This is a genomic window from Deinococcus sonorensis KR-87 (assembly GCF_040256395.1).
Classification (GTDB): Bacteria; Deinococcota; Deinococci; order Deinococcales; family Deinococcaceae; genus Deinococcus; species Deinococcus sonorensis.
In genome coordinates this window covers 160,256-186,104 of record NZ_CP158298.1, presented here as the reverse complement: position 1 = coordinate 186,104, position 25,849 = coordinate 160,256, and the positions used below count along the sequence as shown (strand labels likewise).

Sequence of the window (25,849 nt, the reverse complement as noted above, 5' to 3'; positions counted from 1 at the left end):
GCGCCCAGAGCAGGAGGTCCGGTGCCCCGCAGAACGTACTCCCTGGTGGACAGCCGTGAAAAAAGCTCCTCAACAACATGGAGACAAGAGGTGGCGTAGGGTGATACATGCAGCCGATCTTCAACCTTACCTGGACGCGGTTGCCGCTGTCCTCGAAACCGAGTTGGACGCTCAGCTGGTGGGGCTGTACTTGTTTGGTTCCGCCGCCTATGGTGCGTATGAACCGGGCCGCAGTGACCTGGACCTGCAGGCCGTGGTCAGGCACAGGCCTCCGGCGGAGCAGTGCCGGCGCCTCGCACACCTCCTGAGCGTCAAGCAGTTGCCTTGTCCGGCGAGGAAACTTGAGTTCGTCCTGTATACGGCTGGCGCTGTTGCGCCAGCGCAGCGGCATCCCCGCTTTGCCATGAACTTCAACACCGGCGGTGGACAGCCGGACCTCCTGCAGCTCGACGCTGAGCAGACCGACAGCCACTGGTTTTTGTTGGATATCGCGATGGGCCGGGCGGTGGGTCAGGCGCTGCGTGGTCCACCGCCCGGAGACGTCTTTGCCCTGATCCCGTACCTCTGGGTGTTGGAAGCCGTGCTGGACTCCCTGACCTGGCACCTCGCACACGAGCGCGACGATCCGAACACCGTCCTGAACGCCTGCCGGGGTTGGCGCTACGCTATGACCGGGATCTGGGGCTCGAAGCAAGAGGGCGGAACCTGGGCCGAGCACCGACGGCCGGACCTGAGTGTCATTGGTCAGGCGCTGTCCGCTCGGATGTCCGGGACCACCCTCCCGCCTCACGCGGTGCTTGCGTTCACGGCACTGGTCCGCCACCAGGTGCAGGCGTGCCTTGAGCGGTTCAGCTGACGGCCGCGGACTGAACGAGCGGTGCGCCGCCGGACCGGCGGAACCGGGCGCGCCCCTGCTGAAGTACGGCGTTTACAGCAAGCCTCACGCCGTCGGGGTCAGCGAGGGCAACCTGTGGGGAGATTACTCCTACCTCGAGGCCCTCGTGTGGTTGACCCGGGGGGTGCGACGCTTCGGCTGAGGAACGGGGAGGCAGTGAAAGCGGAGCGCCTCCCGGCACTGTCCGCGTGTCCCGGCCCAGACCGCCACCCCAGGGCCCTGGATGCCGGTCCTGATCAGTGCACAGCAAGCCCGAACCTTGCGAGGCGCCCGTGTTCCCAGTGAGACGGGCGGCACACTGGTCGGTGGCTACTCCAGTCGCTGACGTGTGGACGTCACCGGCCTGCTGCCCTCCCCCGGGCGGCCGTGAGTATCCGGACGCCGACGAACAGGGAAGCGAGGGAGGAGGGGAGCAGCTCGATCTGATGCGTGAGCGCCCGGCCGGGCTGCTGGAATATGTGGGCGAGTGGCAGGCTCACCCGCCGGACCATGACCTTCGGACCAGTCGGAATGACCGGATCTTGTTCGCCGGGCTCCGCCCTCGGCGGGCGATTGACGGTGATGTGTGGCGGCCTGCACCGGCGCGTGAGCACTGGATTGGGACCGCTGTCGGTCACTGCGGCACTGAATGTCGGCCTGCTGCTGTTTTCGTGCGCCGATATGTCTTCTTCCACGGCTTGGAACTCACCAGCACCTGTGCCCTGTGCTGGGTTGGACGACCAAGACCATGACCGGAACCGCCGGCCAGGTGTACCGCCCGCGCAGCACTTGGGAAACGTTCGTGGACCCGGGCGCACCCGCTGCGTGAAACTGACCCTGGCGGGTCGACCCGCCGGACCATCAGGCGTTCCCCGCCATGCCTTTTTCGCGTCACGAGCTTCAGCGTCATCACCCGTGCGCAGCGGCGGGCCATCACTGCCATGCGCCCCCATGCTGTGCCGGCCTCCATCCCGTCGGCGTCCAGAGCAGAGGACCGTGCGTCCTCCGCACCGTATCACCGAGCTCTTGACAACACCAACCTTATGGTGTATATGCTTGAGGCGTGGGAACCGAAAACAGCGTCCCACACGCGAAAATGCATGGAGGTGAATGATGACACTCGTCCCCAACCGCAGCAGCCTCGCCCCCTGGAGCCCGGAGGCGATGCCCACCTCACGCTCCCTCCTCGACCGGATGCTCGAGGAATTCACCGGACTTGGGCCGTCCACCGCACGTCTCCCGCTCGACTTGACCGAGACCGCAACGCAGGTGCTGATCGACGTGGCCCTGCCCGGTGTCCGACCAGAGGACCTCGACATTCAGGTGGAGCGGCGCACCCTGACGATCCGTGGCCGCTACGCTCCGGTGAGCGCCGAAGGCGGGAACCACTGGGTCCGGACGCTGCCCCGCGGCGACTTCCACGTCACCCTGACCCTGCCGGTGAGTGTGGAGAGCGACAGCGTGAACGCGACCCTCGACGCCGGGCTGCTGCACCTCGAACTGCCCAAGGCCGCTGAGCACCGCGCCCGCAGGATTGAGGTCCGGCAGCGCACGAACGACGCCACGCCGCACAACAGCTGAACACGTCCCGGGGGCGCCGGCCGTCGTGAGCCCGGCGCCCACCCCCTTCCAGAAGGTGATTGCGATGTCTCGCGTGACACTTGCGTTCCTGCTGGCTGGACTGCTGTTCGGTCCAGTCGGTGCTGAGCCCAGCACGGTTCTCGCCCAGACGCGCCCGGTCCAGACGGCGTCCGTTCCGTTGCGCAGCGTCGACCAGGTGCTCGGCTCGCTCGTGACGGTGACGCCAATCCGGGCGTCCAGTGTCACGGGCCTGAGCTCCCTCGGCTGGAGTCCCGCCCTTCCTCCACTCGCGTCCCCGGTCAACGCCGGGACCGGCTTCGTCGTGGGGATCGGGGAGGTGCTGACCAGCGCCAGGCTCGTGCAGGGCAACGACACCGTCCGTGTTCGCACGCGTGATGGCCGCACCCTGACGGCCCAGGTGGTCAGCACCCGGCCGGACCAGGACCTGGCGCTGCTCCGCGTCACGAAGGCCAGCGCGCTGCTGCTCGGGCCACCCGTGACGCTGGGGAACAGTGACCAGCTCGTCACAGGCGAACGGCTGATCGCCCTGGGGCTCACCCCGGATGGCGGCTTCACCGCGCAGGAGGTGGCGGTCCGCGACGTGGGCGCGGGCGGTCCTGAACTGACGCTCGGGACCGCCCTGAACCCCGCCGCCCGCGGAGGGCCCCTGGTGAACGCCGCCGGGGAGGTCGTGGCGCTCAACACCGGGCGGTTCGGCGCGCGCGTGGCGCTGCCCTTCCTGACCGGCACCAGCAGCGCCGCGCTTCCGATCAACGCCGCGAAGGCCATCCTGTCCGAACTCCAGGCGGGACAGGGCCAGACCCCGCTGAACCAGACGCTGGGCACTTCGCCAGACCACCCCAGGTTGGGCGTGCAGATCGTCGACCTGTCAGAGTTCACGGCGGCACAGTTGCGTCCGCTGAACCTCCCGAACGAGGGCCTGCTGGTCCAGCAGGTGCTCCCCGGCAGCCCGGCTGCCCGCGCGAACCTGAGCACCGGCTCGATCGAGAAGCGGGTCGGGCATGCGGTGCTGCGCGTTGATGCCGATGTGATCGTCGCCGTCAACGGCCAGCGGGTGCGGACCCCAGTGGAATTGCAGCGCGCCGTGGGCGCGGCCGGAGCGACCGCCGAACTGGAACTCGTTCGCAACGGACAGACCCGCCGGGTTCCGGTCCAGCTGGAGCCATCCGGCGGTCGTCGAACCTGAGGGCAGACCCTGGAGGTGCGCGGTGGAAGACCGCACAGGTAGGAGAGTGGCCCCGCCTGTGCGGCCTTCACCGACCAGTACGCACGGCAGAGGAGTACAACAGGCTGGGGCGGCGCGCCGGGCGTCCGACCGACGTCCCGCGGGCGAAGGGTCACCGTGAGCCAGGCGCCGCTTGACGTGGTGCGTGCCACCCGGCCCGTGCTGTGAGCGGGTGCCGGTCGCCCCGACCCCAGACTGCCCCAAACGACAAAGCGCCTCATCCCTGGCCTGTCGGCGGGCGGGTCGGCGCTTGAATGACAACGACGAGGTGGTGCTGTGAACAGGCGGTGGGCGCAAGAGCGGGGTCAGGTTTGCTGCCACTCGCGCCCTCACGCTTGAACCGCCGTCCCCGCCACGGCCGTCCTGGATGCCTGATCAGCGCCAGGCGGGCCGGCGCGTCCCGGCTCGCGGGTCCAGACTGATGGTCGTCGTCACCCGCGGATCGCGACGTCGAGGACCACCGCTGCCGGCGGCACATTCGAGATGATCATGACGTGCTGTGGTCGTGCGGCCGTAGGTTCGCCCCGGCACCTTCAACAGCAGTGCTCGCGTCCTGCGCGGACGGCAGCTGCTCATCGCGCTGATGGAGCCGCGCGGACGCGCTCGCGATCAGGACATCGACTTCGGCCAGCAGGGCGCGTGAACGGGTGATCAGCGCCTGGAGCTCTTGCACTTCGTCCTGCAATTCCTGCAGAACATGGCTGGTGGAAACGTCATCGGGCGCACCGAGTCGGTCCATGGTTGACCTCGGCCGTTGGAGTCGGCCAGAGGAAGGTTCAGGAAGCTGGGCGCGGTGCCAGGGCGTGCAGGAAACTGAACAGTGAACAGGGACGGTCCATACCGCCACTGGGCCCTCAAGATGAGGCAGACGTCCACAAGGGTGGCCGTCCCCCTCATGTTAACCGTTCCGTGGTGAACGACAACAGGGAGACCGCTGGCGGCGGGACCGCCGAAGCGCATGGATCAGCCGAGCGCGACACGATGGGCCAGGGCTTCCCACCTCCAAGCCGCTGCGGCGTGCATTCGAAGCCTGCTGGCGAGGTGGCGCCCGTCACCTCGCCAGCGCAGGAAACGCAGCAGTGGAACTTTCGGCGTCACCACCTGCCCGTTGGGTTCCAGGGATGCTTAGTGTGGGTGGCTGCGATGGTGCGTCATTCATCTGTCAGGCCCGGCTGCCTACGGTGAGGCATGTACCTGGCCGAACTCATCGTGAGTGACGACGTCTACCCCCTCGGTCTGTTCCCGACGGCGCCGCAAGCTCGACTGCATTGTTTCCGGCACACGCGGGGCCTGCTGAAACTGCACTGGTACGAGGTTGAACATGAGGTATGGATTGCGACCCTGACCCATGACCGTGACTTTCTTGTCCGCCATGTGGCCGAGCGGGTTTCCGCATAGCCCTGGGGACCAAGCACCTCTAACGCAGGCCGCCCGCCGGTGACGGCTGGCCTGCGCGAACAGTGGAGACCACGGGATAAACATCGTCAGGGTGGAGACTCCATACCTTCCTCGACATCGGTGAGGCCCGCCTCAGACGCCCTCCCCAGATGCATGGCCGGAGAGGACACTAAGGGCATGGGACGGGATGAACAGCCACACGACCCGGCACCGTCCCAGGAGGACACGCTTCTCCAGGCTCAGCTGGCGCTAAGCGGCTCGCGGTGTGGGCAAGCCGCACCATACGGCTGCGGATTCGGAGCCGGGCCCTTTGGCCCACGCCGCAGCACCGCGCTGCGTGGGAGGCCCGTACCGTCTTCCAGTCCCGCGAACCCTGGAGAAATTCATGTCTGTTCTTGGTCCGGCTGCGTGTCGGCCGCTCCGTCCGGGGTGTGGACCAGTGCGACGGTTGAGGGCTGAGCGGGGCAACTGGGCTGTGTCCAACGACGCGGTGAACCAGGGGAGGCACCCCCGAGAGAGGGGCGATACGGCCGCAACATCCTGCCCGATTTCCTAGGGCATCGACGAGCTGGAGCTGGAGGAGCGACGCGGACCGCGGGAGGCCAGATGCCAAGCCGTGCAGGTGCCGTTGATCTGGACGCGCAAGGACCTGAGCCGGAGGGCGCACCGTCATCTCCCCCTGGAAGCCCGATTGCTGGAGCGCCAGGCGACGCTGGGTACAGCGGCCCGGTGGCGGACCGGAAGGATCACCGGACGCGGCGGCTCACCACGATGGTCCTGTCGGTCACCAACCAGGCATGGCCTCCGCGGCGCCAGAAGCCCAGCGACGACCTGGAACGCTCCTCACACCTGGGCGGTGGGGGCGGCGTCCAGGTTGACGGGATGGACCTGGGCTCAGGCGTAACCAACCCTTGATCTTTACCGCATCACTTGCGCCTGAAGACGCGACATCCTGAGGCATGGACGATCAGCAGGAGGTGCGCGCGATGGCGGACGCCGCATGGGCGGAACTGCACACCGCCCAGACGACGCTGCTCGATCTGGAAGAGCTGGTGAACCGGTCCCGCCAGCTTCACGCGGAGACGCGCCATCAGCTGATGCAGAGCCGGCGCCTGAACCGACAGGACTGGAACCGGTTGGCGCTGGTGCAGCAGGCCGAGCAGATGCGGCAGACCAACCTGGCCATCGAACGGCTGAGAGCCGACCCGGCGCTGATCGGCATGTTCCCGGACGAGCAACCAGACTGATTCCCTGCAGGGCGCACGCTGGGCCGCGGCATGCACGGAACGCTGTTCATGGCAGTGCGCCGCCTCTTGTACCTGAGGACGTGCTCCAGGGGAGAGCCATGACCCGCGGGCGCCTTCACCTTCGATGCAGGTGTGATGCGCCACTTGGACAGGGGCGAGAAGGAGGAGCCGACGCAACTCCGCCAGGACTGGACGCCGCATCGGCGGAGGGGCGCAGAGGGCCCATCTCATCAAGAAGGACGGAGGAGCCGCGGGACGCGACCCTGCAGGGGCGCTGGCGGGTGGGGTTGAGAATGCAGATGACTGGGGTGCGGAGCCCCGCCAAATGGGCAGACGGGGCGTATGCCGACCACCCCGCCCTGAACTTATTGAGGACCTGAGACGTCACCCACAGCTGGCCGCGCTGTTTCCGGATGACGATCAGGAGCGCGGATCACCCTGACGGACGCCCACCGCTCAGGGGCCCCGGTGAACGGTCAACGCACCGGGTTCACAGCGTCCAAGGTGCGCCTAGTCATCCAGGCCAGGAATTCCACTGGGGCGCGCGGTTGCGTCCCCCGTGCCGATGCCCTGGATGGCGCCCATCGGAATGACCACGATCGGGCGGATCGAGCTTTCCCCATTTACGACGATGCGTGCGTCCCGGAGCGCCAGGTAGTTCCCGCCGCCCAGCCCGACCGCTTGCCTCAGTCGGTTGATGTCCTCATCGCCGTGCCCGGCCGGACCATTCTGAACCAGCTCGCCTTCAAACATGCCGGCTGCGGTGTACACGTAGACTTTCATGCGGTCATCTTAGGGCGCCCGGGTGCGCCGCCGCCAAGGTGCTCCCCTCCCGCTGTGCAGGGATGGTGGAGGAGAGCCGCCCGCCGCCGGCCCGGCGCTCAGCCGCGACACCTGCCGGTTGCGGCCCTTCGCGACCGTCCGCAGCCGGCAGGTGTCGCGCTTGTCCGTGTGAATGTCGCATCAGGTGCTGAACCATGGCACCTCCAACGCCGGCAGCCACCTGGTGAGCGCTGGCCTGGATGAAGCGATCAAGGTGAAGGACGGGCACTTCCGAAGCAAGCAACGGTGTGCAGGCGCGCTCGGTGCCTGTCATCTCGGGCACCGAACCCGACCGTCCGGCTCCCCACCCGCTCAATCGCTCGCTGGCCAGATCACGTTGAGGAGTGGTTCGGCAGCCCTGGAGGAAGACGGCGCAGGCACTGCTCGGCCTCCACCGCGGCGCCCAGCACCAGACCCGCATCGCGCAGCACCTGCAGCACCTGCCACACCTGACCGCGCTGATCGGTGATCAGCTGGCCCCGAACAGGCGTGCCGGCGCGCGGGTCGAGCGTGATGGTGGCCCGCACGCCCCGGGCGTGCAGCGTCCGGATGGCGGTGGCCGGCAGCACCTGCCGGGTCATTGCTGATCCTCGGCGGGCGGGTCCGCGTCCACAGCGGGGATGAGTGACCGGGCGGTCGCCTGTTGCAGCAGGGCGTCCACTTCGACCAGCCGTTGCCGGGTCTGGGCCACCAGGGTGTGAAGCTGCTGCACCTCGGCGCGCAGGTCCTGGAGCAGGGGGCTGGTGGTCGACGGGTCGTTGACGACATCATCAGGAGGCGTCATGAAGAACCTCAGCCCCTGGAGGGGCAGGATGAGGTTCACAAAGCCGGGCAACGTGCCAAGAAGGCCAGTTCGGTGAACGAGAACAGCGCCGATCCAGTGTGGCGCTGCTGCCCCAGGATGGAGCGTGTTCAAACACGGGACGGCTTGGACCCCTTCATCGTACCTCAGCCAGGGGAGGGTGCCGCCCAGGTGTGCATTCTCCTCGAGAACAGCCAGGGTTCCTTGGCCGGACCCGGAAGGAACAGCCTGGGGTGGGCTGGAGCTCACCGGTGGGGGCGTGCCAGGCAGGTCGGCCGCTGGAGGCGCACGTGCTCCACCACGGTGCGTATGGGGTCTCCCATGCAGGCGGCCAGCTCCGGAAGGCTCCAGCGTGGGCTTGGGTGGAGCGGCGCTCGCCAGGCGGGTGCGATGGGGCCGGTGGAGGGGTGAGCCGCTCGCTCAGCAGGCACCACAATCCAGCCCAACCGGTCACTGGCGGGTGGTGCAGGCGACTCAGGAAGAGGAGCGCGGATACGGGAGGTCCTTCCTGACCGGCTGGAGGGACGAGCGCCCGTGATGGAGACGCGACTGCTCCTTCAGGGTGGTTCCGGAACGGGGAGGTGGGTGAACAGCAGCTTGCCCAGCGATGGCGCGCGCCTCGCGGTGGCCGGCGATGACGTGGCTCAGGCGCGTGCTTTCCCGCCCACCCACAACGCGCGGACCCGTCTGGCGCGTCCAGGCACAATAACCTGGGTGCGCTGTGGCCCCTCCTGAACGCCTTCAGGTCGGCCAGAACGCCAAGCGGCAGCGCGCGATCCGTGGTCCCGGCCTCCTGAAGGTTCAGGCGGCCTCCGGCTCAGCGAATGCTGGCGATTGACGCGCTGCCGCCGAAGCGCGTGGCCCCGATCATCAAGGCCGCCGGATGTCTGTCCGTGTGCGCGTACGTCGCCGTTGCCCGCTCCCTGTGGTACGCGGCTTGACCACGCCCGTCTGCTGATTGCCGACGGGGTGAACGCGTCACCGTGGTGGCCGAAGCCTGCTCAAGCGCCTGGAGGTGGACCCCTGAATCCAGATCGGCCTCGTCGTCGCCCCGCGGGTCCTGCGCACCGTGCTCAAGCGCTTCGTCCGCCTCGGACCTGACCACGACTCACGCTTCCGGAAGGGACGGCGGGCTGAACATGGACGCCAGCGCCAGCACGGCATGCTCGGCGGACGATGCGGTGAAATCTCGATCCAGCGGCTCGTGCGTGCCCCCCAACTAGAGTCTTCTGGCGCGCATCATGGCGGAGCAGGCCCTCCTGCTGGGTTGACGCCCACGCGTTAGTCCACGATGAACAACGTGGCCCCGCTGGGGGCAGACGAACGGTGCGCTTCGGCATCGTCGGCCACCTGATAGCTCATGCCGGGAGTCAGCGTGAAGGTGCGGCCATCTTCGAGCTCCGTGTTCAGGTGCCCACTCAAGACCAGCAGGATATGCCCCTTGCGGCACCAGTGGTCGGCGAGGTAGCCCGCCGTGTATTCGACCCGGCGAACTCGAATTCCACCGAAGTGCAGGGTCCGCCACCGCGCTGAACCCTCTTCACCCGGATGGATGGTCTCTTCGACCTGGGACCAATCCGTCGTGGTGAAGGGGATGTTCTGCATGTCCATACGGTGAGTCTAGCTTGTCGGGAACGGGTGGCCGAGGGCCTCGACAGGCCCCCGGTGACCCGTCAGGATCCAGACCCTGACGGGTCACCGGCCCACGGGGACGCTGGACGAGCAGGTGGCGGTCCATCCGGTGCGTGGCGGGTACGGCGGCCCGGACCCGGCGTTCACGCTCGGCTGTGCCGCGTGGCCGGTACCATGGATTCATGGTGAACCCGGCGGCCTCTGCGGGCGTGCATCCGTTCGACTGGGTGGACGACATCATTTTCATGCTCGACGCCGAAACCCGCTTTACGTTCGTCAACGCCTACGCCCTGAACGCCTGGAACACCCACCCCCACGAGCTGCTCGGCCGCACCTTCGCCGATGTCCTCCCGGTTCAGGCAGCCGCGGAGCCGATCGCCGCGGCGTTCCAGCAGGTCCTGATGTCCCGGCAGCGGACGGAAGTCGAAACCTTCAGTGTGGGCCAGCAGGCGTGGCTGAACATCACCGTCTACCCGCATGAGGCTGGCCTGATCGTGCAGGTCAAACGGCTCCTCAGGAACAGCCGGTCGACGGGGCCCGCAGATCACGACGCCTTGACCGGTTGTCTCACCCGCGCGGCCTTCCAGACGCGGATGCAGACGGTGGCGCTGCCAGCCGCATTGGCCATCGTCGACCTGAATCAGCTGAAAAGCGTTAACAGCCTGCGCGGGCACAGCGGCGGGGACGCGCACATTCGCGCCGTCGCGCACACCTTGAGAGCTGCGTTGCCTCCAGCGGCGTTCATCTGCCGGTGGGGGGAGACGAGTTTGTGATCGTCGTTCCCGGTCATCATCGGGACACGCTCCAGGAGCTGCTCGACGCGACGAACCACACCGCGCCGGGGCCGCTGCCGGACACGGCGGCCTTCACCGGTGGCCTGGCCGACTGGGCGCAGGGCACGCCGTTCGAGCGCGCCTTCGCCGCGGCGGACGAACAGTTACAGCTCCGGAAAGAGCAGCTCCGGGAGGTCGTCGCCCCGTGGGAACACGAGGCGGACACCTTCGTGGCCTTCTCCCGAGAGCTCGAGGGTCTGCGTGAGCCCGGTGACCTGATCCAGCACACGCTGAACCGGCTGCTCCGCGTGATGGACTTCGATCAGGCGGCCTACGCCATCCTCGAGGAGGACCAGCTGGTCTACGTTCATGAGGCGCACCGCGACGGCGTTCCGGCGCCGGAACCCGGCCTGCACGTCCCGGTTCCCCTCGCCGGCACCGCTTTCCAGCGGGTGCAGCGCACGCGGACCACCGAGTGGAGCACCGACTACCCGTCCACCCCAGGCGCCCTGCCTCAGGTGGTCGAGCAGGGCGTCAAGAGCGGTATGGTCACGCCCGTCCTCCGTCAGGGACACGTGATGGCCACCATCGTGCTGTGCACCGTGAACCGCTGGCAGACCATCACGCCGCACATGCGCAAAACCGTGGAACTCACCGTGCTGCGCCTGGAGCACGCCCTGGAGCTGCGCCGTGCGGTGGGCGAAGTCCGTTCCACGCTCGAAGCGGGCATGCGGACGCTGAGCAGGGTGCTCGAAGCCAGAGACGCCGAGACGCAGGGACACACCGCGCGCGCGGCCCGCTTGGCCACCCGCCTCGGTGCGCACTTCCGGCTGGACCGCACGGCCCTCGAGCACCTGCGGTACGGGGCGTACCTGCACGACATTGGGAAGCTCTGCATTCCGGAGCGGATCCTCAAGAAACCCGGCAAGCTCACCCCGGAGGAACGCGCGACCATGCAACGCCACGCCACCGAGGGGCACGACCTGGTCACCCGCCTCCCGGGTGTGGCGCCGCAGATCGTGGCTGTCATCCGCTCGCACCATGAACGCTGGGACGGCCGCGGTTACCCGGACGGCCTTGCGGGCACCGACATTCCCCTGGGCGCCCGGATCTTCTCGGTGTGCGACGTGTACGACGCGCTGATCAGCGAACGGCCGTACAAGCGCGCGTGGAGTCACGACGACGCCGTCCTGGAAATCGAGCGTCAGGCGGGAGGGCAGTTCGACCCGGAGGTCGTCCGGGCCTTCCTGGCGCTGGTACGCGACCCTTGAACGGCCAGATTCGGAGAGGGCCGAATGACGAGCAACGGACATCCATACGCGACGCGTTCGGATCGCTCCCGGCAAGTCCGATGCTCCTGACCCAGTTCCGCCAACACAACTGTTGACCGGGTTCAGGCCATCACCCGTCACGGACAGACAGGATCGTGAACGGCCCGCGCCATCGCGTGAGGGTCACCGCGTGTCCCGTTGCCGGTCCGCGCCATCCCAGTTGATCTTGCGGATCGAGCCGCTGCATGGTCCAGAGTCCAGCGTCGCCACCCAGGTGCTTGGCTGTGGTGCGTTCGGGACCGGACCCCTTCTGGGGGCGCCGCGAAGCACCGCGACATGCACGGATGGGTGGGGATGGGGGCGCACGCAGGTCGTACACGGCCGATTCAAGCGGAATGCCGCCGGATGGCCCGACCAGAAGGGAAGACGGTCAAGGCACCGCTAACGCCGCCGGTGTGGGTCGCTCGACCATCCAGACGTGGATGCGGTCCGCCGATGACCACGGTCACGTCGCCTTCCCCGGGCACGGCAGGGCACGACTCACCGCCGAGCAGGAAGAACAGAGCGCTGGAACAACGAAACGCTGCGCCAGGCGCGTGCGCGGGGAACAGCGGCGGCCGGGTCAGCGAACGACGTCTGGGGGAGGACTGCGCTGTTCGCGCCCGACGCGCGCAGGGCCCCGTCAGGGTGCCGTGCCGGGGCTGAACGAGTCCGAGAGCGGCGAGCACTTGTGGTGACCAGACGGCAGGCATGTCTGGACGATGAGGCGCGCCTTCTCGCGCCCATCCCCAGAACAGCGAGGGTCAGGAGTACACCGCAGCATTTGGTGAACCTCGAGTGCGTCACCAACTTCAGAGCCTCAGCCTGCCGGAGTCGCGCTTCTGCCGTCCCCGGCTGCTCCTCAGCTGGACCGGGTCGGCCGCCCACAGAGCCTTCACTGACCTTAAGCGCCTGGGCGCGGGGTGACCGTTCTGACCCCGCAGGATGCGGTGGAACCACCCCGGTGGAAGGTCATGCAGCTGTGGGCAGGACGCCATCGAGGTGCCCTGCAAGAGTGTGGAGAACCGCTCGGCCAGCCGGAGCGACGTGCATGCATTTGGGCTTGGGTGCAGTGGACGTTTGTTGTGGCCGTGGTGGGAACAGCGCTGGTGACCGGCGTGCGGTGGCTGGAGATCCACGCTCCGAGGCGCGTCCTCACCGGCAGGGCCGCCCGTGTTGGCTGAATCGGACGTCAAAGAGACTGCCTGCCTCCCGAGCGAAGGCGTTGCCCCGCGGGTCGGTGCGGATGGCCCGGCGGGGACTGGAGGGCTCTCCCTGCACTGGATTGGCGACTGGCCACGGCACCGGGGCCGCCGTGGGGCCCACAGCACGCGTTCGTTCAGGCTCACGCATAGCTCGATGCACGGTACGCCTCACCTCCAGATGTCCTACTCCCGCTGCACTTGCGCCCGTGGCGGACCTGGTCCTGGTGTCTCGTGCTTCTCCCAGTGGACACCGATCAATGGAATTTCTTGACAAAACTGTTATCTTCTTCAAATAATATATACATACTAAGGCTGGTGGAACTCATCCAGAGGACTCGTGGAGAGAACCATACAGGGTCGTCACGCTGTACTGATCGCTCACCACCCGCGGACCAGAACGGTCCGCCCCGCACAGCGCCGGTCCGCCGCTGCGGACAAGCCCTGGGTCACCCGGTCGCGTCGGCGGTCCCGCCCTTTTCTGGCACATCTACGGTGGAACCATGCATAAACCTGTCTCGCTCGCGCTCCGCTGGCTGCTCCTGAGTGTGTCGCTCGCCGCCTGCGGCGCCACCACCCCCCTGCCCCACACCAGCACCGTGGCCATCGTGCCCGAGTTCGGCGCGCAGACCGTGCAGAGCGTCGGCGCGCCCCGGATCCAGACCCTCGCCGGCGCCTTCGTCACCGCCGGCGCCTTCGTCACCGCGGGTGCGTTCGTCACCGCCGGCGCGTTTGTGACGGCCGGCGCCTTCGTCACCGCGGGCGCGTTCGTGACGGCCGACCCGAGCGTCTGGACCGCCGCGCTGGACCTCTCGACCGTGCCCAGCGGCCCGAACAACACCTTCACCGCCAACGGGCCCATCTGGCAGACAGTGGGCCTCCAGCAGGCCCAGCAGCAGACCCCCCAGCTGGGCGACGGCATCACCGTCGCGGTGATCGACTCGGGCATCGACCTGCCGCACGCCGCCTTCACCGGGCATCTGAGTGCCAGCCGCCGGGACTTCCTGGACGGCGATGACGTGCCGCAGGAGGGCGGCAGCCCCAGCGACATCGCCTTCGGGCACGGCACGGGCGTGGCGGACATCATCCTGCAGGTGGCGCCGCGCGCAACGATCATGCCGCTGCGGGCCCTGCAGCCGGACGGCAGCGGCGACACCCGCGAGATTGCTGCCGCCATCCGGTATGCCGTGCAGCACGGCGCGCAGATCATCAACGCGTCGGTCGCCAGTGAACCGGACGCGGACCTGGACGCGGCGCTGAGCGAGGCGGCCGCGGCGGGCGTGTACGTGGTGCTGTCGGCCGGCAACACCGGCGCGAGCCCGGTGCTGTATCCCGCCCGCACCGCCAGCGGCACCGGCGCGACCGCGGCGTCCACCCTGTCGGTCGGGAGTTCCAGCACGTCGGGCGTGCGGTCGAGCTTCTCGAGTTACGGCGAGGACCTGGAAGTGCTGGCGCCGGGGGAGGGCGTGGCGACGGCGTACCCGGGGAATCACGCGGCGGTGTGGCGCGGCACGTCGTTTGCCGCGCCGATGGTGAGCGGCGGGCTGGCGCTGGCCCTGAGCCACGCGGGAAGCGCCGGCGTGAACGTGGCCGCCCGGCTGAGTGACACCGCCACCAACGTTGACCGGGTGAATGCCGCGTCGCTGCTGCCGGGCAAGTCCACCCTCGGCTACGGCGAACTCAACATCGCCGCCCTGGTCGCCTCCCTCCAGTAACACGCGCGATCTCAGCGTCCCTCGGGCGCGCGAGCCGCTTGGCCAGCCCCGCTGCACCTGTTCCCGAGAACAGGTGCAGCGGGGCTGATTGTCCATGCGGCCACCTGAACCTCACACGGCCGGTGCGGGACCTTCAGGTCCGCGGCGCTGCCACGACCTTGCTGGCCCGCTTGACCCAACGGGCGCCGCTCACCTCACCACATCAAGTGGTGGCACGCTCATGGCCCGGGCCCAATCAGGCGTCCTGCCGGTGCCGCCTGCGGCAACCTGAGCAGCGCGGAAGTTCGGTGCCTCCCCCGGCGGGACGGGGGGCAACTTCCCCCGTCCCGTACCCCTCGACATGTATTGAAGGGGCCTTCCTGTGATGGAGCTGTTGTGGTGTGCGTGCTGGACGTGGCGTTTGCTTAGCGTGTGGGCATGAGCAGCGGACGGGTAGCGCTTGAGCCGGTTCCTGTCTTCTTTCACACTAAGCCGCAGGCTTTCGATGCCGGTCGCGGTGGGCCTGCTGACTGGGTTCAGAGAGGCACACATCCTCAGCCGCCTGAGCCGGGCCGAGGAGATTCTGGCGAGCGGCTTTCAGCCGAAGAGCCCCGGCGCTTTCTTGGTGGACGTGATCAAGGATACGGCCGGCAAGTACGACCCGGCGGCGATCATCGAATTGCGGCACAGGGGCACCGGTCACGCCCAGCGGGCGCGGAGGTAAAACGTCAGGGGCGAGGAGCGATGGGCAGCCCACCTGAGCGTCAGCTGTGGTCGCCTGAAGGCCGCGCGCCCACGGCTGAGGAGCAGCCGGTCGAATCGGCGGTCCAACTCGGCATTGCGGCGCGCACGGAAGCGGAGGCACAGGCGTCCCTCACTGGCTGGAGCACCGTGCGCCTCACCTTAGACCCGAAATAACGTCTGGATCGGCTTTACGCCCTTCACATCCGCGTTTTGGCCGGGCGGTCTCACTGAGGGCGGGTGACTGCTTCGCCATAGAACGCTTCAGTGCACGTGTCTGCGCCTCGGCGTTGACGCTCAACGCAGAGACGCATGCGGGCGCCGCTACCGCTGCAGCTTGGGCTGCTTAGGCCAGGCGAACCAGAAGGTCGCGCCCTCGTCCACCTTCCCTTCCGCCCACACCCGACCCCCGAACAGCTCACACAATCGCCGGACGGTCACCAGGCCCACCCCGGTCCCCTCATAGGCCTTGGAGGAGTGCAACCGGCCGAACAGCTGGAACAGTCGGTCTTTGTGGCGCAGGTTGAAGCCGGTGCCGTTGTCCTCCACCCCAATGCGGTACTCCGAGGTCGTTTCCTCCACCCGCAGGTGAATGCGCGCCTCGTCCCGCCCTTTGGTGAACTTCAAGGCGTTCGCCACATACTCGTCGAAAATCAGGAGCAGCGCCTGGCTGTCGCCCTGCACGGTCGGCAGCGAGTCGTGTGTGATCCGGATGGTCCGGTCGGCCATCACCGGTTGCGCGCGCTTCAGGACTTCCCGCAGCACCTGCCCCAAGGCCACCGGCCGGACGTGCAGGCGCATGGAGCGCATCTGCATGTACCGGCCCATGGACGCCAGCAACGCGACGATCGCCTGAATCGCCTGCTCTGTCTGCATCAGCGGCCGGGTGACGGCGTCCGGCTGGTCTCCCAACTTCTGACGCAGCCGCCTCAGGACGTTCATGGCCTGGTCCACCGGATGATGCAGCTGCTGGAGGAAGGCGGTGACGATCTGCTCCAGCTCCTGGTTCAGTGTTCGCATTCGGGCGCCCTGCGTCAGCAGCTCCTGCTGGTGGGTGGTATTCGAGCTCAGCAGGTCCTGGTGCACCTGCTTATACGTCGTGATGTCGGTCAGCACCACACGGAAGTGCAGGAACACACTGTCCACTTTGGCCGCGTCGATGTCCAGGAGCACGTCGAAGGGCGTGCCGTCCGCGCAGAACAGCTGCGCTTCCCCTCGCTGCTTCAGGCCATGATTCATCACCTGGTGGAGCAGCACGTCCGCGTCGGACTGAGACGCGGGGGCGAGGAACTGAGCCAGCCGTTTTCCTCGCAGCGCTTCCGGCGTGTGGCCCAGCAGGGCGGAGGCCGCGGCATTCACTTCCTTGAAGCGGCCCTGCGCATTCAGGAGCAGGTACGGTACCGGCGCTTCGCTGAACAGCGTCATCGCCTGATGCTCAGTTGCCTGGACTTCGCTGAGCTGGGTTTCGAGCGCCTGGAAGCGATCGTGCAGGGCGGCGTACCGCTCTTCAATCGAGGGGAGAGCGTCGTGCGTCATGGTCGTGACCTGAAGGGTGCAAAGAGGCGGGCACCCGGTGGTGTCTTCAGGACCAGGGATGATGCTGACGTAGCCGTGCAGCAGAAGGACCCCAAGCATACCCGCTTCTTGATGATCCAAAACCAACGTGGCTTGCCTTCGCCGAGGATCGACATTCCCGCCGGGCTGCCCGTTCACTGCTGAGGGTGGTGAATGGGCCTACACGGGCAGCCGGTGGCCGTGAGGCACATCTGGCCCGGTCAGGTCCGGCCACGTCTTCGCCTGCACGGTGGGCAGAGCGAAGCGGGGACACGGCGAAGGGGAAGACACCGCGCTCGAACGTGGGCAGGTCCGCAAAGGCCCTCGGCGCCGGCGCTCTTCCTCCGGCGAGGGCCCGTCCATCGGCGCGCTGTGGCGCACCACCGCCGGCGCCAAGGACACGACCGTGGCCGCCGCTCCGGTCGCGGCCGTGCCGGCCAGCAGGGCCGCCAGCGGACCTGCCGACGCGCGGGGCGCGTTCAGGGCGCTGAGCAGCGGCAGCAGACCCTCCGCCAGCCGTGGGGGTCCCTGGCGCCTGGTGCTTCGTCACCTCACCCGACGGTGACCCGCTTCCTGGACCGCTCGCTCGATCTCCACAACGCGCTCGAGCAGAAGTTCCTGACGTCCCGGGAACGCAGCGGGAAGCGGTAGGCGCGTCAGACGGCGTCGCCGATCACCGCGAGGGGAAACCGGTCGCCAGGAAGCGTGTGCCGCTCAACACCGTCACCCTCTCCCGCCCCTTCACCGCTCTGGGCGTCACACGGGGAAGAGGCGCCTGGCGCCTCCTCGCTGTGGCAATCGGTGCAGCACGCGCTGGCGGAGTGGGCGATGGCGACCGGGCAGGAGACGGAAGCCGAGGGGGACCCGGAACGCGTGCAGGCGCACATCCTGGACATGCGGGCTGTGCAGCTGCGGGCCGGACTCCTCGAAACGCAGGCCTGCCTCGCCGAACGCCGGGGCGAGCCGGCCAGGGCCGCCGCCCCTTTACCGCCGGATGCTGGACGAGCTGGGCCCGGGCGGAGCGCCCGACCTGCTGGAGGAAGCCCGCCGGGGCCGGGCCCGCCTGGAGGAGCGCGCAGCTCCGGTGCCGCCACCCGCCCGTGTCCGCTCCGCCGCTGGCCTCACCGACCTCACGCCCCGCGAGGTGGAGGTGCTCGGCCTGGTCGCGCGGGGACACCAACGCGCTCATCGCGCGGACGCTGGGCATCAGCGTGCCCAACGTCAACGCGCACCTGCGCACCATCGCCCCGAAGCTGGGGGTGGGCAGCCGGGTGCTGGTCGCCCGGGTCGCCGTGGAGCGCGGGCTGCTCGGGCTCGACTGGCCCGGGCCGCCCGCGCGGGCGTAGGCTGGGACCGGAACCACGACTGACCTGCCGACACCGTCCCGGCGCCGCGCCGCTCCCGCCGCCCACCCCCTGCTCGGGCGGGACTGCGAGATCGGCGGGATCCTCGTGCTGCTCGCCCAGCCCGGGCCGGCGCTCGTCACGCTCACCGGACCTGGCGGTGTGGGCAAGGCGCGCCTGAGCCTGGCCGTCGCGCCTCGGCCGGGAAGGAGGCGGTCCGGGTGCTCCTGGCCGCGCTGCCAAGCGCCGAGCTGATCCTGCCGGCCGTGCTGCGCGCCGTGGCCACCGCTCAATTCAGATTCTGGATGTTTTTCGCTTGCCTGAAGGATCTCGCGGCTGCCGCGCGCAGGGGATCGGTGCTGCTCAACAGCGTGGCGAGCAGGGCGGTGCTGACGGTCAGCATGCTCCGCGCCAGCTTCGCCTCTTCGGGCGTCCGGTGAAGGGGCATGGCGATCAGTTCTTCTGCCAGGTTGACCATCGCCTCAACGTGGCGCAGCTCGTGGAGTGCTTCGTTCAACGTCATCGCTTCACCATGCGGGCCAGCCCTGGCGCGTTCAAGCCAGACAAGGCTATACGAAGCTCTCCCGAGGAGCCCCAGCCGGTGCGCCTCCCTCCATGCCCGGCGCGGATCCGGCCGCCGGACAGGTCGAGCCCCACGCGGAGCCACCTCATCATCTCGGTTCCCTGCGTACGTCGGGATGGCGAAGCTGTGGTGAGGGACAGAACGCGGCCCGGACAGCCGTCAGACTGCTGGAGCAGGAGCGCAGACCGAGCACCAAGACGTTGCGAACGCGGCTTCCGAAGCTGCAGGAAGTGGCCAGGCGGCTCGCGCGTGAGGCGCACGAGGCTCGGACCACCCTCGCCACGCTGCAGGAGCGCCGCGCCCTCGTACAGGTTCCACGACTTGAAGCGGCCCTTGCCCGCCTGGAGGGTTCACCAGGTGCGGTTGGGGGCGGTCCGTTCCGGACGAACCGCCTCCGGCGCTGACCGGTCCGGCATCCCACGCACCATCGCCTGCGCTTCGGTGGAGGTCTCCACTCCAGCGCGGGTCGCCGCCGGATCCGGGTAGGTGCGGCGGGCCAGCCACACCTGCGGTCCCCGGAACGCCATGTACTGGGTGTGGGTGAGCGTCAACGGACCCGAAAGCCCCAGCGGCAAGATCCCGCCGTGCAGCCGGATCTCCCGGTAGTACCGGGGGGCGAGCCGGGTGCTGACGTCCTGATGCTGCGGGTCGCGGTGCCATGCCTGCACGGCGGCGTGGCCCCGGAAGACCACCAGGTTGATCCACTCGTCGTCCGGCAGCAGGCGGCAGCTGTACGCGACCAGGGCGCGGCCCAACCGGGCGACCAGGTCCGTGTCGGCCAGCGTGATCGCCGCCTCCAGCTCAGGGGCGGGGTCCGGCCGGCGGAAGCCGCGGAAGCCGACGATGACCAGCGGCTGTGGGTGCTGCAGCGCGGCGTGGTCCACTACCCGCACCCAACCGGACCCCAGATCCTGCCGAACAACCACGCGGAGCAGGTCCGCCTGCATCTCGCGCAGCAGCGTGGCGTCACGGTCGGTGTGGTCCGGCCGGCTGAAGCTGGGCGCGGCCGGGTCGTGGTGCGGCGGGAGCAGCGTCACGGGTGGTCGCGCGTCAGGCATACACGGCGTCCAGCCACGGGGCGGCGCGGCGCTCGGCGGCGCGGATCGGGGCGTAGTCGTCGTCGGTGACCGGCACGTAGCGCTCCACCTGGGCGAGGTCCAGCACGCGGCGACCTTCTGGGCTGTGGTGCAGGGTGGTGAGCGCCTCGGTCCAGCGGGCGCGCTGTTCGGTCGGCACGCGGCGGTGCACCACCAGCGGCGGCGCTGGGTACGGCCCGAAGGACGTTACGACCTGCAGGGCACCTTGAAGCGCCGGGTTCTGCTGCAGGGCGAGCTGCAGCACGCTGCTGTCCACGGCCGTCACGTCCGCGGCGCCCGTGACCACCTGCTGCAGCGAGGCGAGGTGACTGCCGGTCACCTGCGGGACGCCCAGGAACGAGGCGTCCAGGCCCAGGTCGCGCAGGCCGGCCAGCAGCGCAACGTACCCGGAGAATGACGCGCGCTCGTTGATGACCCACCGGGCGCCGCGAAGGGCAGGGAGCGGCAGCGGCCCGGCGCGGCGGCGAACCACCACCTGCGAGCAGTACAGCGGGGAGCGGGTGGCCGGCGTGGTGCGCGGCACCGGCGCCACCAGCACCCTCAGCGCGTGCTGGTGGCGGGTGTACAGCAGGCCGCACATCGCGGCCAGCGGCGCATCGCCGTGCAGGACGTCATCCAGGCCGGCGTGTGGATCGAAGTGCACCGGCAGCTCCGGGGTCGAGAGGACGCCGCCCAGCGCGGCGTACATCGCCGCGGCGTTCGCGGAGAGCATCGACGCCAGCCGCACGCCCGTCACCGCAGCAGGCCTTTGCTCTTGAGGTAGGCCTGGGCGACATCGGCGGCGCTGCGGCCCTCCACGGCGATCTGGCCGTTGAGCGTCTGCAGCGTCTGCTGGTTGAGGGTGGCAAACACTTTGTTCAGGATGCCCTCAATCTGCGGGTTGGCCTTCAGCGTCTCGGTCCGGATGATCGGGGCCGGCTGGTAGACCGGCTGCGCGCCCTTGGGATCGGTCAGGGCCACCAGCTTCAGCGCCGCCAGGGTGCCATCGGTGCCGTAGGCCATGGCCGCGTTCACGCCGTTGGTGCCGGCGGCGGCGGCCTGCTGCGTCTGCGGGGGGGTGGCGCCGGCCAGCACCAGCTTCTGATCGGCCTTCAGCGAGAAGCCGTAGGCCTTCTCGAAGGCGGGCATGGTGTCGGGGCGGTTGAAGAACTCCGGGCTGCCGGCGATCTTGAAGGTGCCGCCGCCCTTCAGGTAGGAGGCCAGGTCCGCCAGGCTCTTGAGCTTGTTCTTGCTGGCAAACGCTTCCGGCAGCGCCACCACCCAGGTGTTGTTGGCGTTGGCGGGCTTCAGCCAGGTGATGCCCTGCTTGCTGTCCAGCTGCCGGGCGAGCGCGTAGATGCGCGTGGGGTTGCCGGCGTCGGTGGCGGGAATCTTGGCGGTGGGGAAGAGGTAGACGGCGTTGCCGGTGTACTCGGCGTAGGTGTCGATTTCACCGGCCAGGATGGCCTTGCGGTTCACGCCGGTGTCGCCGAGGCTGGCCTTGTCGGTGACGTCCAGGCCAGCGTGTTTCAGGGAGAGGATGATCAGCTGACTGAGCAGCTGCGCCTCAGGGTCCAGTTTCCCGCCCACCACAATCGGTTTCGCACTCGCGGCCGACAGCAGGGAGGCGCTCAGCAACAGGGCAGTGCGGCGGGCCAGGGGCGTGGGGCGGTGGTGGGTCATGCGGCTCCTGTCACAGCGTGAAGGGGTTGGCCTGGGCGGTGGTGTCCGCTGGCCCATGGGCGGGGCTGATCAGCTGGGATGCCGTCAACAGCGCCACGGCCGGCTGGTCGTCGCGTTCGGCGTGGTCACGGAACTCGTTGAGGTGCGGTCGTGGTGGTGTGAGGTCACGGCCGCCGGTTCCCAATTGGGCACATCGACACGTTAGAACAGATGACAAAAGTTGTCAACTATAGGAGTGTGACGGTCCAGCCGCTGACGCTCAGCATCCAACACCGCCTTCCTGACGTCCGGAGCATCCCGCTGGAGCTGGTCAGCGCCCACTCGCTGAGCTTGTGACACGAGTCGGTGAATGACCAGGCCAGAAATCTGGAACTGCTGATCCAGGCCGCGCTGGACGAGGAGCGGTCCAGCGGGCAGGGGGTGCTGGCCCAGCAGGCCGTCGAACAGGGCCGCACCCATGAAGCCGAAGGTCAGACCCCGGCGGTGCAGCCCACCCTGCTGGAACAGATGGCCGTGACGTCATTGGAAGTCATCGACCATCTCCGCGCCAACACCACGCTGCGCCGCGAAGAACTTGAACTCCTGGAGCAGGCGCAAGCCGACCTGCACCGGCGGACCGCACAGCTCACCCAGGAGGGGGACATGCTTCACACGAACCTGCATCAGGTGCGCCTGGCACCCAAAGACCAGTGGGAGGACGCGAATTTGACCGTGCCGGAGGTCGCGGAGGCGCTTCCGTGCCATCAGCCACATCAAGTGCTGGCCGCCGATCGCTGCCGCCTGGACACGGCGACGATGCTCTGCGCCACTGTGGATGTGATGTCCGTACCACTTCGCTGTGGTCCGCGTCACCCCCCGCCGTCCGTGCCTCCCAGACCCGCCTGCCTGGCCTTCACGATGGCCTGCGCCCGGTCCGCCACCTGCAACTTGCTGAAGATGTTCGAGATGTAGTTGCGCACCGTCTTGGAACTGAGCGCCAGGTGCCGCGCAATCTCTGGGTTGTTCCGCCCGCCCGCCATCAACTTCAGGATGTCCAGCTCGCGGCCCGTCAGTTCCGGGAAGGCGCTCACCGGCAGGGCGGCCAGCGGCGTCTGGAAAAAGCGCAGCACCCGCGCCGCAATGCTCGGGCTGAACAGCGCCTCCCCGCTCGCCACCGCCTCCACCGCGCGCAGCAGCTCCATCTGATCCGCGCCCTTCACGATGTACCCGCGCGCGCCCGCGCGCATGGCCATGAACACAGACTCGTCGTTGTCGAACATCGTCAGCACCAAGATGCCCAGGTGCGGCCAGCGCGACAGGGCGGCGCGGGTCGCTTCGATGCCGTTCAGGCCCGGCATCTGCAGGTCCATCAGGATCACGTCCGGCATGACTTCCCCAATGTGGTCGAGCACTTCCTCGCCGGTGGCGGCCTCGGCCACGACCTCCACCGTCGGCAGGGACGCCAGCAACACCTTCAGCCCCTGACGGAAGAGGCGGTGGTCATCGGCGATCAGGACGCGGATGCGTTCCACGTGGGCCCTCCTTCCGATGGAATCGGCAGGACGGCATGGAGACGCGTCCCGCCCGCTGACGACACCACCGTCAGGTGGCCGCCGAGTTCCTCCGCCCGTTCGCGCATGGACCGCAGGCCCACCCCCCCCTGTGCGTGGTCCGGGACGCCCTGCCCGTTGTCCTGCACGTCCACCGTCACCTGCTCCGCGACGTGGACGGTCAGATCGCAGCGGGAGGCGTGCGCGTGCCGGACGACGTTCGCCAGCGCCTCCTGCACGATGCGGTAACACGCGACTTCTGTCGCGGCGGGCAGGTGCGCGAGGTCGCCGGTGAGGTGCAGAGAGACGCTGAGGGCCCCGTCGTACCCCCGAGCCTGCTCCCGGAGCGCGCCCTCCAGCCCCAGGTCATCCAACGCGGGCGGGCGCAGGGCATACACCAGACGCCGGATGCCGCTCAGCGCGTCCTGCGTCTGTGCCTTCAGCTCGAGCAGCAGATCATCGACACGCGTGGCGTCGCTCTTCAGGAGATTCCGGGCGGCGTCGAGCTTCACCGCCAGCGTGGCGAGTTCCGGTCCCAGCCCGTCATGCAGGTCGCGCCGGATGCGCCGCCGTTCCTCCTCACGCGCCGCGACGAGCGCCTCGCGGGAGCGCTGCAGGTCGAGGTACTGCCGCACGATGAACGCGGCCACACTCGCCTGATGCGCCACCGTGTCCAGCAGGTTCCGCTCGGCGGGCTTGAAGACGTCGCCCACGCGGGGGGTGAGGCACAATTCCCCCACCGTCTCCCCCTGGTGGACGAGCGGCCACGTCAGCACATCCTCAGCTGGCGTGCCCGCGAAGGCCACCACCCTGGCCTGTTCCCCCGAGTCGAGGGTGATCGCGACGTACGGCAATTTCAGCGTGCTCGCGATGGTCTGCGTGATGGCGGGCAGCACCGCGGAAGGGTGGGCAGCGCGCCCCACGCGGTCACTGAGCGTGCGCAGCACCTGGTACGGCTCGTCCCGCTCGCCGTATAGCAGACGGTTCACCCCCCGTTGCAGACTCCGCCGGAGGGGATCGAACAGCACCGCGATCAGCCCGGTCGCCAGCAGGGACAGCGTGCCGCTGGCCGGCAGACCCAGCAGGGACCCCAGGCCGCGCACGACGAGGGCATACGCCCCGACGACGCCCGCCGTCAATCCGCCGTACACGAGGGTGCGGTTCAGGATCACGTCGATGTCGAACAGGCGGTACCACAGCAGCGCGATGGTCGTGCACACGGTGTACACGAAGTCGCACAGGCACTCCTCGATCAGCAGCCGGGAGAGCCACGGCACTGCGGGAAGCGCCTGCAATTGCCACGCTCCGTGCAGGACCGTGATCAGGCTGGAGAACGCGTACCCGAAGCCGAACCACCGCACCTGGGCCCGGCGCGGTTCATCCCGCACCGTCACCAGCAGCACGATCACCACGGCCAGGCTCGCCAGGTTGTACGCGGACATCAGGTGAAACACCAGCGGTGCGTTCCCGGTCACCCAGATGACCCCGAGCACCCCCCAGGGGGCGCCGTACATCACGAGGTGCGTCCACCCGCTGCGCAGCACCCGGGTGGGCGCGGGGAAGCTCAGGATGAAATGCAACCCCAGCGGGGGGACGACCAGCCAGAACACCATCGAGCCCAGCAGCCGCGCCAGGTAGAACGCGGCGGGAACGAGCGTGTCCGCCACACTCAGCAGCGACCCGGTGGTGCTGAGCGCGGCGGCGACCGGCACGGTTTGCAGCAGCAGGAACAGCTGCGCGCTGCGGGACGTGGGCTGCCGCCAGACGGCGTAGGCGGCCAGGATGAACTCCAGCCACACGTACACCCCGCCCACCGGAGGATCGCTCAGGGTGCGCCAGGACGCGTTCGCCAGTCCCCTGGCCGACCAGCGTCCCAGCGGAACGTCCAGGGTCAACGTTGTCCCCGCCCGCTCCACCGTGTACTCGACCCGCTGCCCCGCCGCGTAGTGCAGGGGGACGGGTCAAGGCGAACGGCCCATCCCATCAGCTCCGGCATCGGCACGCCCTGCACCGCCAGCAGGTGATCCCCGGGCCGCAGCGCGGAGGGCAGGCCCAGCAGGTTCTCCTGAAACACCGGCGTCTCATCCGACGCCGCGGCCGTCCGCCACCCGTCGGTGGGCAGGGACAGGCGGTAGGCCTTCTGCCCCGCGGACACGATCAGGAGCAGCAGGACCAGCCCCAGCGTGACCCCGGCGGAACGGCCGGGGCGAGAAAAGACGCTTCGGTGACCGGACTGCTCAGGCATGCCCATGACGTCCTCGGCGGTTCCGCCAGCGACTTACGGAAGTTTGACCAGTTGCACCTGCATTGTGACACCCTTCGGGGCCCGCCCGCTGAAGAAGTCGCTGGTCGTTAAGGTGCCCAGCGTGGCGGGCGTGGGGGTTTCCGCGCCCTCTGGCCCGCACGGGCAGGGGACGACGTGGTTCTGGCCGTTCGCGCGCGGGGCATACAGCAAGGAGTTTCTCGCCCAGAGGGTCGACTTCCCCTTCAACACGCCGGCCGGGAAGGTGGAGGTGCGCAGGAACGCCTCGGCCTGCTCGTCATAGATGCACGTCCCGGAGAAGGGCTTGACGTGCGGCTCATCGCACGCCCCCTCCGGCCCGGCCCCCGCGCGACCACGGAAGATGTTCGAGCCAATGTACGTCATGGTGCGCCCATCGCTGTGGAGGTGCCCGATGAAGCTGAAGCTCTCCCACCACGCGGGGAACACCGGCTGACCGAACGCGGCCACGCACAGCGCCTCCGTCTCACAGCGCATC

The 25,849-nt window shown here is 68.6% G+C and carries 26 protein-coding genes; 11 read left to right on the top strand and 15 right to left on the bottom strand.

Going from position 1 to position 25,849, the window contains the following annotated elements; all coding sequences use genetic code 11:
• The first annotated feature begins 55 nt into the window (after nt 1-55).
• From ABOD76_RS04155 to ABOD76_RS04145, 3 genes are all read left to right on the top strand, one after another.
• Entirely contained in the window at nt 56-856 is an 801-nt protein-coding gene (locus ABOD76_RS04155) for an aminoglycoside adenylyltransferase domain-containing protein (protein WP_350242291.1), read from the top strand.
• Between the two features lie 1,128 nt (nt 857-1,984).
• Nucleotides 1,985-2,455 carry an Hsp20/alpha crystallin family protein gene (locus tag ABOD76_RS04150; protein WP_350242290.1) on the top strand — a complete coding sequence of 157 codons (471 nt, stop codon included), beginning with the start codon at nt 1,985-1,987 and terminating at the stop codon, nt 2,453-2,455.
• Nucleotides 2,456-2,519: 64 nt separating this feature from the next.
• Nucleotides 2,520-3,662 (top strand): S1C family serine protease, encoded by a 1,143-nt coding sequence (locus ABOD76_RS04145; protein ID WP_350242289.1) that lies wholly within the window; start codon nt 2,520-2,522, stop codon nt 3,660-3,662.
• A 526-nt stretch (nt 3,663-4,188) separates the two neighbouring features.
• Here the strand turns inward: ABOD76_RS04145 and ABOD76_RS04140 are convergent.
• Complete coding sequence (locus tag ABOD76_RS04140; RefSeq protein ID WP_350242288.1) at nt 4,189-4,440, bottom strand: hypothetical protein; 252 nt, start codon at nt 4,438-4,440, stop codon at nt 4,189-4,191.
• A gap of 449 nt (nt 4,441-4,889) precedes the next feature.
• Between ABOD76_RS04140 and ABOD76_RS04135 the strand changes: the two genes are divergently transcribed.
• Together ABOD76_RS04135 and ABOD76_RS04130 are read left to right on the top strand one after the other, a co-directional pair.
• On the top strand, nt 4,890-5,099 hold the full coding sequence (locus ABOD76_RS04135; RefSeq protein WP_350242287.1) for a hypothetical protein: 210 nt from the start codon (nt 4,890-4,892) through the stop codon (nt 5,097-5,099).
• Between the two features lie 959 nt (nt 5,100-6,058).
• Entirely contained in the window at nt 6,059-6,346 is a 288-nt protein-coding gene (locus tag ABOD76_RS04130; protein ID WP_350242286.1) for a hypothetical protein, read from the top strand.
• A gap of 510 nt (nt 6,347-6,856) precedes the next feature.
• Here ABOD76_RS04130 and ABOD76_RS04125 read toward each other — a convergent pair.
• From ABOD76_RS04125 to ABOD76_RS04110, 4 genes are all read right to left on the bottom strand, one after another.
• Nucleotides 6,857-7,129, bottom strand: a complete 273-nt coding sequence (locus ABOD76_RS04125; RefSeq protein ID WP_350242285.1) for a hypothetical protein — start codon at nt 7,127-7,129, stop codon at nt 6,857-6,859.
• 371 nt (nt 7,130-7,500) lie between these two features.
• Complete coding sequence (locus tag ABOD76_RS04120; protein ID WP_350242284.1) at nt 7,501-7,749, bottom strand: hypothetical protein; 249 nt, start codon at nt 7,747-7,749, stop codon at nt 7,501-7,503.
• Entirely contained in the window at nt 7,746-7,952 is a 207-nt protein-coding gene (locus ABOD76_RS04115) for a hypothetical protein (protein ID WP_350242283.1), read from the bottom strand. Before ABOD76_RS04115 ends, ABOD76_RS04120 begins: the two co-directional genes overlap by 4 nt.
• Before the next feature lie 1,299 nt (nt 7,953-9,251).
• The gene (locus ABOD76_RS04110; RefSeq protein WP_350242282.1) at nt 9,252-9,581 is read right to left on the bottom strand and encodes a DHCW motif cupin fold protein; all 330 of its coding nucleotides are present in this window, start codon (nt 9,579-9,581) and stop codon (nt 9,252-9,254) included.
• Between the two features lie 203 nt (nt 9,582-9,784).
• Between ABOD76_RS04110 and ABOD76_RS04105 the strand changes: the two genes are divergently transcribed.
• From ABOD76_RS04105 to ABOD76_RS04090, 4 genes are all read left to right on the top strand, one after another.
• Nucleotides 9,785-10,375, top strand: coding sequence for a diguanylate cyclase domain-containing protein (locus ABOD76_RS04105; protein WP_350242281.1), 591 nt, complete (start codon nt 9,785-9,787; stop codon nt 10,373-10,375).
• Nucleotides 10,372-11,646, top strand: a complete 1,275-nt coding sequence (locus tag ABOD76_RS04100) for an HD domain-containing phosphohydrolase (RefSeq protein WP_350242280.1) — start codon at nt 10,372-10,374, stop codon at nt 11,644-11,646. The genes ABOD76_RS04105 and ABOD76_RS04100 overlap by 4 nt, the downstream gene beginning before the upstream one ends.
• Before the next feature lie 1,744 nt (nt 11,647-13,390).
• Nucleotides 13,391-14,602, top strand: a complete 1,212-nt coding sequence (locus ABOD76_RS04095; RefSeq protein ID WP_350241175.1) for a S8 family serine peptidase — start codon at nt 13,391-13,393, stop codon at nt 14,600-14,602.
• 484 nt (nt 14,603-15,086) lie between these two features.
• Entirely contained in the window at nt 15,087-15,305 is a 219-nt protein-coding gene (locus tag ABOD76_RS04090; protein ID WP_350242279.1) for a hypothetical protein, read from the top strand.
• A 341-nt stretch (nt 15,306-15,646) separates the two neighbouring features.
• Here the strand turns inward: ABOD76_RS04090 and ABOD76_RS04085 are convergent, their stop codons facing one another.
• Nucleotides 15,647-16,957 (bottom strand): sensor histidine kinase, encoded by a 1,311-nt coding sequence (locus ABOD76_RS04085; RefSeq protein WP_350242278.1) that lies wholly within the window; start codon nt 16,955-16,957, stop codon nt 15,647-15,649.
• Nucleotides 16,958-18,087: 1,130 nt separating this feature from the next.
• Between ABOD76_RS04085 and ABOD76_RS04080 the strand changes: the two genes are divergently transcribed.
• Complete coding sequence (locus tag ABOD76_RS04080) at nt 18,088-18,222, top strand: hypothetical protein (protein ID WP_350242277.1); 135 nt, start codon at nt 18,088-18,090, stop codon at nt 18,220-18,222.
• A gap of 286 nt (nt 18,223-18,508) precedes the next feature.
• Here ABOD76_RS04080 and ABOD76_RS04075 read toward each other — a convergent pair whose 3' ends face one another.
• The 5 genes from ABOD76_RS04075 to ABOD76_RS04055 all read right to left on the bottom strand — a co-directional run bounded on the left by ABOD76_RS04075 (nt 18,509) and on the right by ABOD76_RS04055 (nt 21,745).
• Nucleotides 18,509-18,742 carry a hypothetical protein gene (locus ABOD76_RS04075; RefSeq protein WP_350242276.1) on the bottom strand — a complete coding sequence of 78 codons (234 nt, stop codon included), beginning with the start codon at nt 18,740-18,742 and terminating at the stop codon, nt 18,509-18,511.
• Nucleotides 18,743-19,152: 410 nt separating this feature from the next.
• On the bottom strand, nt 19,153-19,860 hold the full coding sequence (locus tag ABOD76_RS04070) for a hypothetical protein (protein ID WP_350242275.1): 708 nt from the start codon (nt 19,858-19,860) through the stop codon (nt 19,153-19,155).
• A complete protein-coding gene (locus ABOD76_RS04065) occupies nt 19,853-20,626 on the bottom strand; it encodes a phosphate/phosphite/phosphonate ABC transporter substrate-binding protein (RefSeq protein ID WP_350242274.1) in 774 nt (257 codons plus the stop codon). Before ABOD76_RS04065 ends, ABOD76_RS04070 begins: the two co-directional genes overlap by 8 nt.
• A gap of 5 nt (nt 20,627-20,631) precedes the next feature.
• Nucleotides 20,632-21,561 (bottom strand): glycine betaine ABC transporter substrate-binding protein, encoded by a 930-nt coding sequence (locus tag ABOD76_RS04060; RefSeq protein ID WP_350242273.1) that lies wholly within the window; start codon nt 21,559-21,561, stop codon nt 20,632-20,634.
• Nucleotides 21,562-21,571: 10 nt separating this feature from the next.
• Nucleotides 21,572-21,745 carry a hypothetical protein gene (locus ABOD76_RS04055; protein ID WP_350242272.1) on the bottom strand — a complete coding sequence of 58 codons (174 nt, stop codon included), beginning with the start codon at nt 21,743-21,745 and terminating at the stop codon, nt 21,572-21,574.
• Between the two features lie 161 nt (nt 21,746-21,906).
• On the opposite strand from ABOD76_RS04055, the gene ABOD76_RS04050 reads away from it, so the two are divergent.
• Nucleotides 21,907-22,512 (top strand): hypothetical protein, encoded by a 606-nt coding sequence (locus ABOD76_RS04050; RefSeq protein WP_350242271.1) that lies wholly within the window; start codon nt 21,907-21,909, stop codon nt 22,510-22,512.
• Here ABOD76_RS04050 and ABOD76_RS04045 read toward each other — a convergent pair.
• The 4 genes from ABOD76_RS04045 to ABOD76_RS04030 are packed head-to-tail and all read right to left on the bottom strand — an operon-like array spanning nt 22,410 to nt 25,821.
• On the bottom strand, nt 22,410-23,072 hold the full coding sequence (locus tag ABOD76_RS04045) for a response regulator transcription factor (protein WP_350242270.1): 663 nt from the start codon (nt 23,070-23,072) through the stop codon (nt 22,410-22,412). The two genes, ABOD76_RS04050 and ABOD76_RS04045, sit on opposite strands and share 103 nt — an antisense overlap.
• Nucleotides 23,051-24,985: a sensor histidine kinase gene (locus ABOD76_RS04040; protein WP_350242269.1), complete on the bottom strand. Its 1,935-nt coding sequence runs from the start codon at nt 24,983-24,985 to the stop codon at nt 23,051-23,053. The genes ABOD76_RS04045 and ABOD76_RS04040 overlap by 22 nt, the downstream gene beginning before the upstream one ends.
• Nucleotides 24,982-25,335, bottom strand: coding sequence for a hypothetical protein (locus tag ABOD76_RS04035; protein WP_350242268.1), 354 nt, complete (start codon nt 25,333-25,335; stop codon nt 24,982-24,984). The genes ABOD76_RS04040 and ABOD76_RS04035 overlap by 4 nt, the downstream gene beginning before the upstream one ends.
• Before the next feature lie 33 nt (nt 25,336-25,368).
• On the bottom strand, nt 25,369-25,821 hold the full coding sequence (locus ABOD76_RS04030; RefSeq protein WP_350242267.1) for a hypothetical protein: 453 nt from the start codon (nt 25,819-25,821) through the stop codon (nt 25,369-25,371).
• Between the last annotated feature and the right edge of the window lie 28 nt (nt 25,822-25,849).